The organism is Wolbachia endosymbiont of Brugia pahangi (assembly GCF_012030695.1).
Taxonomy (GTDB): domain Bacteria; phylum Pseudomonadota; class Alphaproteobacteria; order Rickettsiales; family Anaplasmataceae; genus Wolbachia.
In genome coordinates, this window is sequence record NZ_CP050521.1 from 98,463 (window position 1) to 111,989 (window position 13,527).

Consider the following 13,527-nt stretch of genomic DNA (forward strand, 5'->3'; position numbering starts at 1 on the left):
TTAGTTCTGACATGCATTGCAAAAATAAGTGCTGCGACCATTTTGTCGTATAAGTGTTATAGTATTATTGCAAATTTTGCAAGGTTTTTGAACTTTACCATATACATAAAAACTATTTTGAAAGTATCCAACAGATCCAGATGGCTGTGCATAATCTTTTAACGTCGACCCACCAGCTATGATTGCATCACTCAGAGTATTTTTTATTTCAGTAGCAAGTTTTTCGCACTCTTTATACGTCAAATCTTGTGCTGATCTTAATGGTGATATGCGAGCTCTAAACAGACTCTCAGAAGCGTATATGTTGCCTATACCAACTATTAATTTATTATTCATTAATGCTGACTTGATATTGACCGTTTTGCTTTTCAGTAGCTTCTGTAAATAATCTCCATTAAATTCATCTGTGAAGGGCTCTATTCCAAAATCATTAAAAAAATTTACTTCTTGTTCTTTATTTAAAATAATGACTAATCCGAATTTTCTTGGATCATTAAAAATTATTGAAGTATTGTCAGAAAATGAAAATATCACATGGTCATGTTTATTCTGTGCTTGCTCCCCTTTAGCATATATGAGCTTTCCACTCATGCCAAGGTGTACGGTGACAACTATATCATTGTCTATGTGCCAAATTATATATTTGCCTCTACGCTTGATATTATTTATTACTTTACCCTTTATTACATCATCGATATTTTGTGTAATTGGTACACGCAAATTCCAATTGTTGACTGTAACATCGCTTATTTGCTTGTTTTTAATCTTATCAAACAGAAAATTAGAGATTATTTCCACTTCTGGGAGCTCTGGCATCTTGCCTACCCTGCTGCTGTTTTTTTCTTTTTACAATATTTTGCTTTAGAGCTTTTACTAACCTTTTTCTCCCCTCTTTTTTTTCTTTATTCTTTTTTATATTATTCATTATCATTGTATATAAATTCTGCCGTTATAGCTCAGGTGGTAGAGTACATCATTGGTAATGATGAGGTCCCAAGTTCGAATCTTGGTAACGGCATACTGATTGTGTTTATAGTATTGCATGCTCCATAATAAAAACTTGAAAAAGAGTTACAGAGGTAAGTTATCATGCTTTTTCCATATTCTTTCTATTTTTTTGTTTTTTAGTAGCTCTAATGCTTTGTAAAGATGATACCTCGTTTTACTTGGCACTATTATGTCATCGATATACCCGTGTGATGCAGCAAAAAATGGATTAGCAAATTTTTCTTTATATTCTTTAATTAGAGTTTGTTGATCTTTTTCATGCCGAAATATAATTTCAACTGCACTTTCTGGGCCCATCACAGCTATTTCAGCAGTTGGCCAAGCATAATTTATATCGCCTTTTAGATGTTTAGAATTCATCACAATGTATGCACCACCATACGCTTTTCTGGTAATAAGGCTAATCTTTGGTACAGTCGCTTCAGCATAGGCATAAAGCAGCTTTGCTCCGTGTTGTATTATATTATTGTATTCTTGATTTGTACCTGGCAGAAATCCTGGAACATCAATAAGTGTAGTAATAGGAATGTTAAATGCGTCACAAAACCTTACAAATCTTGCAGCTTTTCTTGAAGAATCAATATCCAAACATCCTGCAAGATACATAGGTTGATTTGCAACAATGCCAACAGTATTTCCTTTAATTCTACCGAACCCAATTATAATATTACGAGCAAAATCAGGTTTTAGTTCAAAAAAATTCCTTTCATCACAAACTTTTTCAATGAGCTCATGCATATCATAAGGGGTATTAGGATTGTGAGGAATGAGGGTATTTAAAGATTCATTAATGTCATCAACATCATCACAGATTGGTACAGATTTCGGTAATTCTTGATTATTTGCTGGTAGAAAGGTAAAGAATTCACGTATTTTTAGCAACATTTCAACATCATTATTAAACGCAAAATCTACCACTCCTGTCTTACTTGTGTGAATTTTTGCTCCGCCGAGATCTTCGTGATTTACGTCTTCGTAGGTAACTTTTTTTACTACATCTGGTCCGGTTATAAACATATATGAACTGTTTTTTACCATGAAGGTAAAATCAGTCAATGCTGGGGAATAAACCGCACCACCAGCGCATGGACCCATAATTAAGGAAATTTGTGGTATCACGCCTGATGCATTTACATTTCTTTGAAAGAGTTCTCCGTAACCAGCAAGAGAATTTACTCCTTCCTGAATTCTGGCCCCACCAGAGTCATTTAGTCCAATAATGGGAACTCTTACATTAATTGCCATATCTATAATTTTACATATTTTTTTTGCATGTGACGCACCGAGTGACCCACCAAAAACAGTGAAATCCTGAGAATAAACAAAAACTTTTCTGCCATAAATAGTGCCATGGCCAATTACAACACCATCACCTAAAAAACTGGCGTTTTGCATACCAAAATCAGTTGTATGACGCTTTACAAATTTATCGTATTCTTCAAACGAATTTTCGTCGAGCAATATACTAAGCCTTTCTCTAGCAGTTAATTTCCCTTTTTTGTGTTGTTTGTTAATCCTATCAAGACCACCCCCTTTTTCAGCTTCTAACGTTTTGGTCTGTAAGTTTTCCAGTGCTTTAAAGTCTTGCATGTGGTAGAACAACTTTCAAATTGATTGTAAACCTTATTAAGCTTATAAACTCCATTAACTATACACATACACCTTTGCTGTATGCAACAGTGTATATATAGTAATGGTTAATTTCCTGGTAACTCCTGTCCATTGCTCTGAGAATGCTGTGATTCACTGACTTTTTCTAAAGCAAAGGAAGGTGGGCTAACTTCACTCTTTTTTGCTTGCACGAAACCTTTGGCAGCCTCAATGACCTTGCTTATACGAGGTTCTTTTGCTAATTCTTCACAATATTTTGAAAAAATTTCACAATTTTTGTCATCTATATACACCATTATTTTGCCAAAGCCTGAGGTATTTTCAGAAGATAAAATCATTTCAATTTTTTTCTCACCTACTGGGAAAGTCATCTGAAGTACGCCCTTCATATCACAATATTGCCCGTTTTGTATTCGGATTATATTATCTCTTTTCCCAATCTTTAATGCTCCATCTAAACCTTGAAATTCTGGATTGTTCAGAAACTTTGCAGGAACCACAACACTTTCTTCTGGACATCTTACATAATAAAATCCATTATCTCTTTCTACCGTAACACCTTTTATCACATCTTTTTCTTTGCTTTTTTCAATGCCGCCACGTACAATCTGTTTTAGACTTGACAAGTAATCTTCACGCTTTTGCAGTATATCGCTTGGTAGTATTTTCGAGACTCTTGTGCTTATATCGTTACCTTTTGAAACTAGATCAGACATTTCTAACCAAAAAGGCCGTAGTTTGCTTTTTCCAGTCTCAGTAACATTGGCATCGCTTTCCATAAGATGTTGTAAAACCAGCATTAAATAATCTATTACTGATAACTTTTCTCCTTCTCGAAATACATCAATATGACATGGCACGCTAAACATGATCTTGTTCTTTTTTGCATCTTTTATAGATTTTCGAAATTCCTTTGCCATATTTTCTATGGCTACATCATTAGGTAAGTTTTCCGATTCATTATATAAGATAAGAGCATTATATATTTCACGCAGCGTATTTGAAATATTTTCTTCCATATGTTCATTAACATGTCCATAAATTGTCTTGCTTGATTGCAAATTCCCCATTTCTTCTGAATATCCTAGTTGTTTTGATCTTTCACTACTTGCACTTTCTATTTTCTCTAACACTGACATAACCACCCCCTACTTTACATAATAAAGTTAAAATAAAATACCTTAATTTTAGGATATTGATGTAATCTACAAAGTCAATAGTTAAGTTGAAAAGTTTCAGTTATAATTTACTTCATACAGGACATGCTTTTAAACTATGTTAAAAATCGCTATAGTAGGCCTGCCAAATGCTGGCAAATCAACCTTATTTAATAGGATATTGGGAAGAAAAGCAGCAGTAGTTAGTAACATTCCAGGGATAACAAGGGATAGACAAGAAGGAGTCGGAAGAATTAGTGATTTGGAGCTTAAAATTATAGATACAGGGGGGTGGAATGATCGAACTAATTTCTTCCTTCAGATTATTGAACAGATAGAATTTTCTTTATTTAGTGCAGATATAATTTTCTTTCTTGTTGATGCAAAAGTGCAAAATGAGCAAAACAAAGAATTTGCAAAATGGTTAAAAAGAAGGACAAATAAGTCTGTGATACTTATAGCAAACAAATGTGAGAGTTATAAATCTGAAAATATTGATTACCTGCAGTTTTTTGATTTCATAGGCCCAGTATACATCTCAGCTGAACATAATCTTGGCATGGTTGATCTTTACAATGCATTGGCTGGCGTTATTGATTCTTCTACAAATTTCTCCTCTGTTATTCCAAAACCCTTGCCTGTCATCAAAGTAGCTGGAACTGGGATCCAGGAAAAAAATGAGCAGATTTCAACGTTACATGCTGAAAATCAATCTAATGAACCTAATAGGCTTAGGGTTGCAATAATTGGCCGTCCAAATGTTGGAAAGTCGACTTTTTTAAACAGTTTACTTTCAGAAAATAGGCTAATAACAAGTTCAGAACCTGGCACCACGCGTGACTCTGTAGATATTACATACAATCATAATGGAAAACTTATTACTCTCATCGATACTGCGGGAATTCGCAGAAGGGCAAATCTTATAGATGATCTAGAATTAAAGTTTGTTAAAAAAAGTATGGAATCAATAAAGCGCTCTCATGTGGTGGTTTTGATGCTAGACTCTCTACTTGGCATTAAGCAGCAGGATTTATCAATTGGTGAAGCTGCAATCAAAGGAGGGAAGGGGATTATCATTGTTTTAAATAAGTGGGACTTAATAAATAAAGATGATAGAAGCAGGTTGATAAAATTTGTAAGACAACAGGAGATAACTAGGTTGTTCTTGGAAGTGCCAACTGTAACGATTTCTGCACTGAAAGGCATTCGTTGCAGTGATGTAATAGACAAGTGTCTTGAAGTGAACGAATTCTTGAATAAGAAAATCAGCACTGCAAAAGTGAATAAGTGGCTAGTTGATGCTTTAGGTAGGCATCCTCATCCGTTTGTAAAAGGTAGAGCAATTAGGATGAAATATATTGCTCAAATTGGTACTAAACCTCCGGCTTTTTCTTTAACATGTAATGTGCCTGAAGGTGTTGATGAGAGTTATAAACGCTATTTAATTAATGATCTCAGGAAGAATTTCTTTATAGATGGTATACCTGTTAGGCTTCTTTTAAAAAAGAATAAAAATCCCTATGTAAAATGAAATTCTGCTTTATACTTTCAGAGGTATGTATAATAATTCACTTAAAGTTATGTGTAATAACTCTAGAGTTTCTGCAATCTTTTTATTATCAAGTGCTATTGCTCTAGTTTTTGCATACGTACTAGAGTATTTTTTCAATATGCTACCATGTAAGTTATGTATGTACGAGCGGATAATTTATTATGTTGCAGGATTACTTACAGTGGTTTATATGCTCAAAAATAACAAGGTTCTAATTTATGCAATGTTTTGCAGCTATCTTATAGGTGCAGTAATATCTTTTTATCATGTAGGTCTTGAATTCCACTTATTTCATGATGTCTTAGGCTGCGCGGAGCAAGCAAGTAGTAACGCTAGCGTAGAAGAGCTGAGAAATAATCTATTAAACCCTGATTACTCTCCATTTTGTGACAGGCCTCGTTATATCTTAGGTGTTTCCCTAGCAACATGGAACCTTATTTATCTTATAGCAGCTCTGTTCTTATCAGGTAAAATTTATTGTGGAGAAGGAAAGAAATCTGAACAGCTTAAGGTATAGCAACAGTAAGTTCTTGCATCAAACAATTAGAGTAAACCATGCTGGGGAATATGGTGCTATTTGCATTTATTACGGTCAAAAATTTATTCTTAAGAAATCTTCTATAATCAATAAAATAATCGAAATGGAAGGGCAGGAAAAGAAACATTTTCACTATTTTAACGGAAAAATTAAAGAGCAAAAAGTTCGCCCTACTATTTTATTGCCAGTTTGGTATGTATTAGGAGTGTCACTTGGTGTTATCACTGCAATTATGGGCAAAAAAGCTGCTATGGCTTGCACCGCTGCAGTTGAGGAGGTGATCGGAGAGCACTACAGAGAACAGGTTTCATATTTAGAAGATGGGGAATTAAAAGAAATAATAAGTAAATTTTGCAATGAGGAGCTAGAACACAGAGATATTGCAATTGAACACAACGCTGAAAGTGCGCTTGGCTATAATATTTTATCTTCGTTTGTAAAAACAGGCTGCAAAGTTGCTATTTATTTATCTAAGTTGATTTAGCTAATTTTCAGGCGGCTTTTTGTTCATAAAGATGAAATTATGTAAATATGGCAACTCGAAAGTATATATTAGACCTTTTGCATAGTTTTTGGCAACGCGCTAGCGTATAATAACTGTTGTTCAATAGAAACGAAAAAAAATTGCTTGACACATTTTGCCAGCTTTATTATTATCAATAATAAAGCTGTTTCATAATTTAAAGACTATTGAAAGCTAAAATCTGGGGTTGTGTATTTTTTATTGCATTGTACTTAGTTTCCAGAGTATCCTTATTATATTCTTTCTTAACTTTTTCTATAGCAGGGTTGTTATACCTAATATCATGAATCGCGCTTATAAAGCGTTCAGGAGATTAAAAAACGTCAAATAGACAACGAAAAATGTTGATAATTAGTCACTATAGGGCTTTTTTTACCTTTTTTCACTTGATAAATTTCTTAAATATTTATAGTTGAAGCAATTTAAAAGCAGCAGCGTTATAAAAAACGCCAATATTTAAAATAATTGCCTTTTTTCTAGATTATTCAAGAAGTCTATTGTATAATGCTTACTCTTAAAGATAAGAGATAATTTATGGATTTGAGTAAGATAACTATAGCATCAGATGCAGTAAATGTGATTATTGAAATAAGTGCAAATGCTGAGCCCGTAAAGTATGAATTTGATAAAGAACTCGGATTATTACGGGTTGACAGGTTTTTATCTACTGCAATGGTCTATCCTTGCAATTATGGATTTGTGCCAAATACCTGTGCGGGTGATGGTGATCCCGTAGATGTTCTGGTGTTAACTCAATTTCCCTTAGCGCCTGGTGTTTTAATATCGGTGCGTCCGGTAGGTGCTTTGCTTACTAAGGATGAGAAGGGAAAAGATGAAAAAGTATTAGCTGTGCCTGTTTCCAGTGTTGATAGCTATTATGATCATGTGAAAAACTGTTCTGATTTGCCTAAAAACCTACTGGATAAAATTACTCACTTCTTTTTACACTATAAAGACCTAGAGAAAGAGAAAACAGTGACAGTTGGAGAGTGGGTTGATGCAGAAAAAGCGAAAAAAATTGTTGAGAGCGCTATTAAAAGTAGAAATTAATGCATGTTAATTTTAGTTATTGTGTTATAGTAAAGTCATAGTTGTTAACTGGTTTGAAGGATTTTTAGTATAAGATACTATTATTAAAAGGTTAGGCAGGTTGTAAAGTCTTAGTATTATATAGAGTATTTGTCTTGAAGTTCAAGATTTGGAAGGGTGGCTGAGCGGCTGAAGGCGGCGGTTTGCTAAACCGTTATACGATCAAAAGTCGTATCGAGGGTTCGAATCCCTCTCCTTCCGCGTGTTATTAGCACATTATAAGATTCACTGTGTTAACCTATTTTCACCTTAATCTAGACATACACAATATACCTAACTTTATTGGATTTTTTGTGAAGCTATAGAGTTCAGATGAGTTCTTATATTTTCCTGTGGCCATACTGCTCCTATAAAATAAAAGTTCTTAATCGCTCTTTGTTCCTCATGCTCGTTTTTTACTATAGATTAATTATTTGATTATAGTATTATCTTAATTAAGCCTATGCTTGGAATATTTATGAGAAGTGTTTTATACTTTACGTTGTTATTTGTCGTATTTGGATCACTAAACCTATTTGCTGTGGAACAAGTTGAAGAAAAAAAAACTGATGCAGATGAATTAGTTGATTCTGTACATGAAAATGTAGGTGTGAAGAAGGATCTAAAACAAGATTTGCTGGCTAAAGAAAAAAGATTTGATGTAGATGAATCAGTTGGTTCTGTGTATGAAGATGTGGGTATGAGGAAAAATCTGAAACAAGATTTACTGAAAAACATGACCCAACGGGGAGACGAACTAAAATCTTCCAGGAACGATTCTACAAACGTCGATAAGTTGAACGCTGAAGGAATACAGGATACTAAGTTCGAAGGAGCGACCAATAAAAAAAAATTGCAACACGATAAAAATAAAGTCCCTCCGGTTGAGAAAATTGTGAGCGGAGATGAGAAAATTGGTAAAGATTTGCTAGACCTTAGTAATAATCCACCGGAAAAAAGTACAGATAGATCTGCTCAAGGTTTACCGGATGTTGCTAGTGAGGAAGTGAAAAAAGATGTAAAAAAAGAGCCTTCAAGCGCTGATTTGAATGAAGATATGAATAACCAACAGATAGATCTACAAGTTGATAAAGAGGTCGATGTAGAGAAAAATAAACCTTCGGAAAGTAATGCAAGTCAATTGTTGAAGAAAAAAAAAGAAAAGGCAGAAGATCAGGCAGGAAAAGAAAAAGTGGAAAAAGTAACTGGGGACCTTAATGGAAAAAATCGAGAAAAACCTATCACTAAGAAAGATGAAGAAAGCAAACAAGAGGAAAAGGAGAATCTACAAAAATGGACAAAGCTAGATAGAGAACCAATAAAGGAATGGTGTCATAAAAATGCACAAAGCAAGTCAATATATAAGCGACAATACGATAATCTTAATGAGCATCTTCCGACAATCATATTTATTGATGACTACAGTAAGCAGCTTTTTTACTGTATTAAAAAGAATAACTTGGTTTGCTTAAGAGGAATAATAAATAAATTGGAAGAATTTGGATTAACAGTTCGAGAGATATTAGAATTTAGAAATAAACTTGGAGATACTCCTTTAATTTATGCAGTTAAGCAAGGTAAGATAGATATAATACGCTTTCTCTTATTACAAGGTGCTAATCCTAAAGTAGTTAATAATAATTTTCAATCTCCTATTGATATAGCAATTGAAAGAGAACAAGTTGATATAATAAATGCAATTGCTGAAATGATACCACATCTTTTAGAACATAAGAAAGTAGATAATAAGAAAAGCCAAATGTATGATTGGGCTGTGAAGACAAAAAAAGATAATGAATTACAATGCAATGAAGACTGAGCAAATAATTAGATTTTTGATATTAATTTTAGTTGGTCATTTGTGTTACGGGAATGAAATAAATGATGCAAAAAATCCAGTTAGTGATTTTTTAGATGCTTTGCATAAGATAAAGTATGTGTCTTACAGTAAAAAAGACTTTGCTAAATTTCTAGTACAATGCCACAAAAAAGGTATTCAAGAGGATTTTAGAAAAGGTTTTGGCTCTAACTTAAATGGAGCAGATTTTAGTAAATTGTACCTCAATGGATCTATTTTTAATGGAGTGAGTCTAATTGGTGCTGATTTTTCTCATACTGACTTGTCAGGTGTATCCTTTATTAATTCTGATTTACGTGGTGCTAATTTTTCTAATGCTAATTTGCAAGGTATAAAAGTAAAAGGTACGAATTTGGGTTTTACAAAATTTATTTCTGCAAATTTGACAGATATTATACTTGATCAATCTGATGTTAGTTGTGCTGAATTTGTCAGCTCTGACCTCAAAAAAGTGAGAATGCACAGTATGACCGGTTTACATACTAATTTTTCAGATGTAAAAATAAATTTTTCCAGCTTATCAGACTCAAATGTGGGCTATATAAGTTTTAGTGATAGTGAAATAAACAATACTGTTGTGCAAAGAAGCAGTCTTGATAATGCAAATTTTTTTGGAGTGGATTCATATAAACTAAAAATACAATTTTCCTCATTGAAAAATGCTAATATATATGGCACGGAAATAAAAGAATCAGACTTCACAGGCAGCAATCTTTCTAATGTTTGCTTTGATTCTTCTGCTATAATTGACAGCAACTTTGGTGGAGCTAATTTAAGCAAAACTCGAATTTCCTATGTAAATGGTGATAATTCAAGTTTTGTTCAATCTATGTTAAATGGTTCCAAGATAAAACATTCATATGTTTCTGAAGTCAGTTTTCAAGATGCTGATTTATCCAATGTTGGTTTTAGTTTTAGCGAGCTGCATCAAGTTGATGTTTCTGATTCTGACATTCGCCATGGAGAGTTTCATAATACTAGAGTTGTACATTCTAACATGAATGGTTCGTTTTTTGACCATTCGTTATTTACCTCTGCGAAGATAGAAAGTACAGACCTTTCCTCAACTTCGATGTATAGGGTAAAAATAAGAGACTCTCAGGTTTATAATAGTAGACTTTTTCACAATAGCATCGATTCTAGTGAAATAGAAAGCTCAACTTTTTTTAATTTAATAGCGAATAACTCAATCTGGTCTAATCTAAAAGTAACTAGTTCAAATTTTGTTGAAAGTAACTTTGAATCTTCTTTACTTCGCGGTAGTGCCTTTAAGAAAGCCAGTTTTTTTCTTAGCAACTTCAATAATTCAACGGTCAGTGGTACGTCTTTTCGTTCTTCTAGCATATATAAAGGCTCAGTTGTTGATGCTCATTTAGCAGATTGTGAATTTGATCATTCGATTTTGATTGATAATGAAGGGCAGGAGAAACTTGCTGGCTTAGAAGGTGCTATAACTTCAATTGAGAATTTGCAAGAAAAGATATTACAGGGTGAAAAGTTTGATGTAAATTATTCTTGCTTTGAATTTAAGGATATGAATCTAGAGAATGCCGATTTCTCCAATTCGATATTGAGTAGAGCGAAATTTGTAAATGTTAATTTAAATAAGGCAAACCTTAAAAAAGCTGATTTACGCCATACTATTTTTGATAATTCTTCTCTTATTGGTACCAATTTATCGGATTCCAATTTAGATCATTCTAGCTTTTTAAAACCTGATTCAAAAAGTGCCATATTAGAAAATGCAAAGTCCTAATCAAATGAAGAACCTTGTAGTGTGCTTGTTAACTTATACTTAGAAGAAAATAATGGCTGTAGAGAATGAAGGTGTATTATTAGTTTTATCTTCTCCTTCTGGAGCTGGCAAAACTACTATATTAGAGAGATTACTTGAGCGATCGACTAATTTAGTTAGATCGGTTTCTATGACTACACGCAAACCTCGCCCAGGCGAAATAAATGGAAAAGACTATTTTTTTGTTACCAAGAAAGAATTTCATGAGTTATGTGAAGCTGGTCAAATGCTTGAGTACGCCAGAGTTTTTGAAAATTTTTATGGCATACCGAAAAGTTTTATAGAACAGAACCTGAGCAGTGGAATAAGCGTTTTACTAAGTATAGATTGGCAAGGAGCATTTCATTTATTTGAGCTTATGAGGGAAAAAGTTATAAGTGTTTTTATACTTCCCCCTTCAATGGAGGAGCTTAGGTTGCGTTTGCAAAAACGTAATAGTGACAGTGCAAGTGAAATAGAACACAGGTTAGCCGAAGCTCAAAAAGAGATGAGCAAGCGCGATAAATATGATTATGTAGTAATCAATGATGATATTGATAAGAGTGTAGAAGAGATAAGTTCTATATTAGATAAAGAAAGACTTAAGAGATCAGGGGTTTAGGTGACCATATGCAATTAATCATCAGTCTTATATACGTTCTTTTCCTTTTCTAATCTCTCTTGCTCTTCAATGCAATATACAGCAAGCGGATTAGCTTTAAGTCTTGCAATTCCTATTTCTTCCCCTGTTCTATCACAATAGCCGTAGGTGCCTAATTTTATTTTTTCTAATGCCTCCTTAATTTTTTCTTTTCTATCTTTTCTGCGCTTAATTAATTTTTCATTTCCACTGTCTTCATCAAAATAGTATGCACTATCTTCTAGTTCCTGCTTCTCTAGCTCAGCAAGGATTGATTCCAACTTTAAGTTGAAGTATTCCAACTGTCTTACGCTCATATATTCTTCATCTTCTGAAGGAGTGTAATCTTCTGATAATTTTGTTTTTGATGACTCTTTCATAATTATATTATTAATTAATTAATAAATCTTGTATAATTTGTGAGTAAGAAATTATACTATCTAAAATTAAACACTATAATTTATAATAAACATTTAAAAACCTAGTATGATTAGCTCAATAGGAAGATTAGCGATAGATAGTAAAAATTTTATCTATACGATATGTGTTTTTATTATAATGTTAAGTCTATCTTCATTTGCACTTGAAAGCAGCAATAAGCAAGAAATCATGTTAACGTTAATATGGATATGCGCTACGTTTGTTTTGCAAATCTCTACAAGTAATTTATTTGTTTTTGATTATCATGATGGAATATTAGAGCAAATCTTTATACAGCCATTTTCCCCTAGGTTTGTAGTTGCTTATAAAATTTTTGTTCACTGGTTATTGTTCGGGCTGCCAATCTCAGTGATTTCTTCCATATTTAGCTTCGTAGTTTTGGATAGTAACATTGAACACTCAGTAGTGGTAGGCTTATCTTTATTACTTAATACGCTGATAATAATTAATATCTCAGCTACTGGAAATGCATTAGTGGTTGGTCGAAACAATTTAGCATCGGGAATATCACAAATTCTTGTTTTGCCAATCATAATGCCAACATTTGTGTATTTTAAATTACTAGTTCATTTTGAGGGTTTGTTCTTAAGTATTCATATGTTACTTATTACTGCTTTAATTTTTGCCATTTTAATGGTTAACGGTACTATAGCTACTCATATGGCATTGAAATTTGCTGTAGAGCAGAATTAGAAATTTTTGCCATTAATCTATATAGGAAAACTGTTGCTGATAAAACCTAAACCTACCAAATACATTTCTGTAGATTCAGATCTACTTGATTTTGGTTTAAAGTACTTTACTATTTTGAACATTTTTTTTAATTCATTATAAAAGTCTTTGTCAGATTCTCCTTGAAAAATTTTTACTACAAACTTACCACCGTAATTTAGGAAATGTTTTGCAAAGTTCAGTGCTGCTTCGCATAAAAGCATGATTCTAATATGGTCCAGCGATTTTAACCCACAAGATTCTGGGGCCATGTCAGATAGAATTACATCAAATTTTTGATCTTTAAATCTTTCCCTTAAAGTTTCAAGTTCATTTATATCGTATTGTATATATTTCACTCCACTAATTGTGTTTACTGGCTTTATATCAATAGCAACCACTTTTACACCTTTCTGAGATGCAACTTGTGACCATCCACCAGGAGAAGCACCAAGGTCAACAATTTTTTGCCCTGCTTGGAGTAATTTAAATTTATTATCTATTTCTATCAACTTATATGCTGAGCGTGATCTATAACTATCCTTATTAGTTTTTTGTACGTACTGGTCATTTAAATGACGGTGCAACCACCTTGTTGAGGATAGTTTTCTACCTTTAGCTGTTTTTACTCTAGTTTTTATTGCTG

At 33.1% G+C, this 13,527-nt stretch carries 14 protein-coding genes and 2 tRNA genes; 10 read left to right on the plus strand and 6 right to left on the minus strand.

Annotation, left to right across the window (positions count from 1 at the left end; genetic code table 11):
- Together mutM and WBP_RS00480 are read right to left on the minus strand one after the other, a co-directional pair.
- Positions 1-816 (minus strand): bifunctional DNA-formamidopyrimidine glycosylase/DNA-(apurinic or apyrimidinic site) lyase, encoded by an 816-nt coding sequence (mutM, locus tag WBP_RS00475; RefSeq protein ID WP_167895739.1) that lies wholly within the window; start codon positions 814-816, stop codon positions 1-3.
- A complete protein-coding gene (locus WBP_RS00480; protein WP_167895688.1) occupies positions 782-925 on the minus strand; it encodes a hypothetical protein in 144 nt (47 codons plus the stop codon). Before WBP_RS00480 ends, mutM begins: the two co-directional genes overlap by 35 nt.
- A 20-nt stretch (positions 926-945) precedes the next feature.
- Here WBP_RS00480 and WBP_RS00485 point away from each other — a divergent pair.
- A tRNA-Thr gene (locus tag WBP_RS00485) sits at positions 946-1,018 on the plus strand.
- A gap of 53 nt (positions 1,019-1,071) precedes the next feature.
- Here the strand turns inward: WBP_RS00485 and WBP_RS00490 are convergent.
- Together WBP_RS00490 and WBP_RS00495 are read right to left on the minus strand one after the other, a co-directional pair.
- Entirely contained in the window at positions 1,072-2,598 is a 1,527-nt protein-coding gene (locus tag WBP_RS00490) for an acyl-CoA carboxylase subunit beta (protein WP_167895740.1), read from the minus strand.
- Between the two features lie 107 nt (positions 2,599-2,705).
- Positions 2,706-3,758: a hypothetical protein gene (locus WBP_RS00495; protein WP_218938837.1), complete on the minus strand. Its 1,053-nt coding sequence runs from the start codon at positions 3,756-3,758 to the stop codon at positions 2,706-2,708.
- A 136-nt stretch (positions 3,759-3,894) separates the two neighbouring features.
- Here WBP_RS00495 and der point away from each other — a divergent pair, with 136 nt between their 5' ends.
- The 8 genes from der to gmk all read left to right on the plus strand — a co-directional run bounded on the left by der (position 3,895) and on the right by gmk (position 11,711).
- Entirely contained in the window at positions 3,895-5,307 is a 1,413-nt protein-coding gene (gene der / locus WBP_RS00500) for a ribosome biogenesis GTPase Der (protein ID WP_167895741.1), read from the plus strand.
- Between the two features lie 25 nt (positions 5,308-5,332).
- Complete coding sequence (locus WBP_RS00505) at positions 5,333-5,845, plus strand: disulfide bond formation protein B (protein WP_179958978.1); 513 nt, start codon at positions 5,333-5,335, stop codon at positions 5,843-5,845.
- Positions 5,808-6,350, plus strand: a complete 543-nt coding sequence (locus WBP_RS00510; protein WP_167895742.1) for a demethoxyubiquinone hydroxylase family protein — start codon at positions 5,808-5,810, stop codon at positions 6,348-6,350. The genes WBP_RS00505 and WBP_RS00510 overlap by 38 nt, the downstream gene beginning before the upstream one ends.
- Positions 6,351-6,923: 573 nt before the next feature.
- Positions 6,924-7,439, plus strand: coding sequence for an inorganic diphosphatase (gene ppa / locus WBP_RS00515; RefSeq protein ID WP_011256781.1), 516 nt, complete (start codon positions 6,924-6,926; stop codon positions 7,437-7,439).
- A 150-nt stretch (positions 7,440-7,589) separates the two neighbouring features.
- Positions 7,590-7,679, plus strand: a tRNA-Ser gene (locus WBP_RS00520).
- 256 nt (positions 7,680-7,935) lie between these two features.
- Positions 7,936-9,276 (plus strand): ankyrin repeat domain-containing protein, encoded by a 1,341-nt coding sequence (locus WBP_RS00525; protein WP_167895743.1) that lies wholly within the window; start codon positions 7,936-7,938, stop codon positions 9,274-9,276.
- Positions 9,251-11,071, plus strand: coding sequence for a pentapeptide repeat-containing protein (locus tag WBP_RS00530; protein ID WP_179958979.1), 1,821 nt, complete (start codon positions 9,251-9,253; stop codon positions 11,069-11,071). Before WBP_RS00525 ends, WBP_RS00530 begins: the two co-directional genes overlap by 26 nt.
- A 52-nt stretch (positions 11,072-11,123) precedes the next feature.
- Complete coding sequence (gene gmk / locus WBP_RS00535) at positions 11,124-11,711, plus strand: guanylate kinase (RefSeq protein WP_011256778.1); 588 nt, start codon at positions 11,124-11,126, stop codon at positions 11,709-11,711.
- 14 nt (positions 11,712-11,725) lie between these two features.
- Here gmk and WBP_RS00540 read toward each other — a convergent pair whose 3' ends face one another.
- Entirely contained in the window at positions 11,726-12,109 is a 384-nt protein-coding gene (locus WBP_RS00540) for a TraR/DksA family transcriptional regulator (RefSeq protein WP_011256777.1), read from the minus strand.
- Positions 12,110-12,287: 178 nt separating this feature from the next.
- On the opposite strand from WBP_RS00540, the gene WBP_RS00545 reads away from it, so the two are divergent.
- A complete protein-coding gene (locus tag WBP_RS00545) occupies positions 12,288-12,863 on the plus strand; it encodes a heme exporter protein CcmB (RefSeq protein WP_369799993.1) in 576 nt (191 codons plus the stop codon).
- Between the two features lie 17 nt (positions 12,864-12,880).
- On the opposite strand, the gene WBP_RS00550 is transcribed toward WBP_RS00545, so the two are convergent.
- Complete coding sequence (locus WBP_RS00550; protein ID WP_041571579.1) at positions 12,881-13,468, minus strand: RlmE family RNA methyltransferase; 588 nt, start codon at positions 13,466-13,468, stop codon at positions 12,881-12,883.
- Between the last annotated feature and the right edge of the window lie 59 nt (positions 13,469-13,527).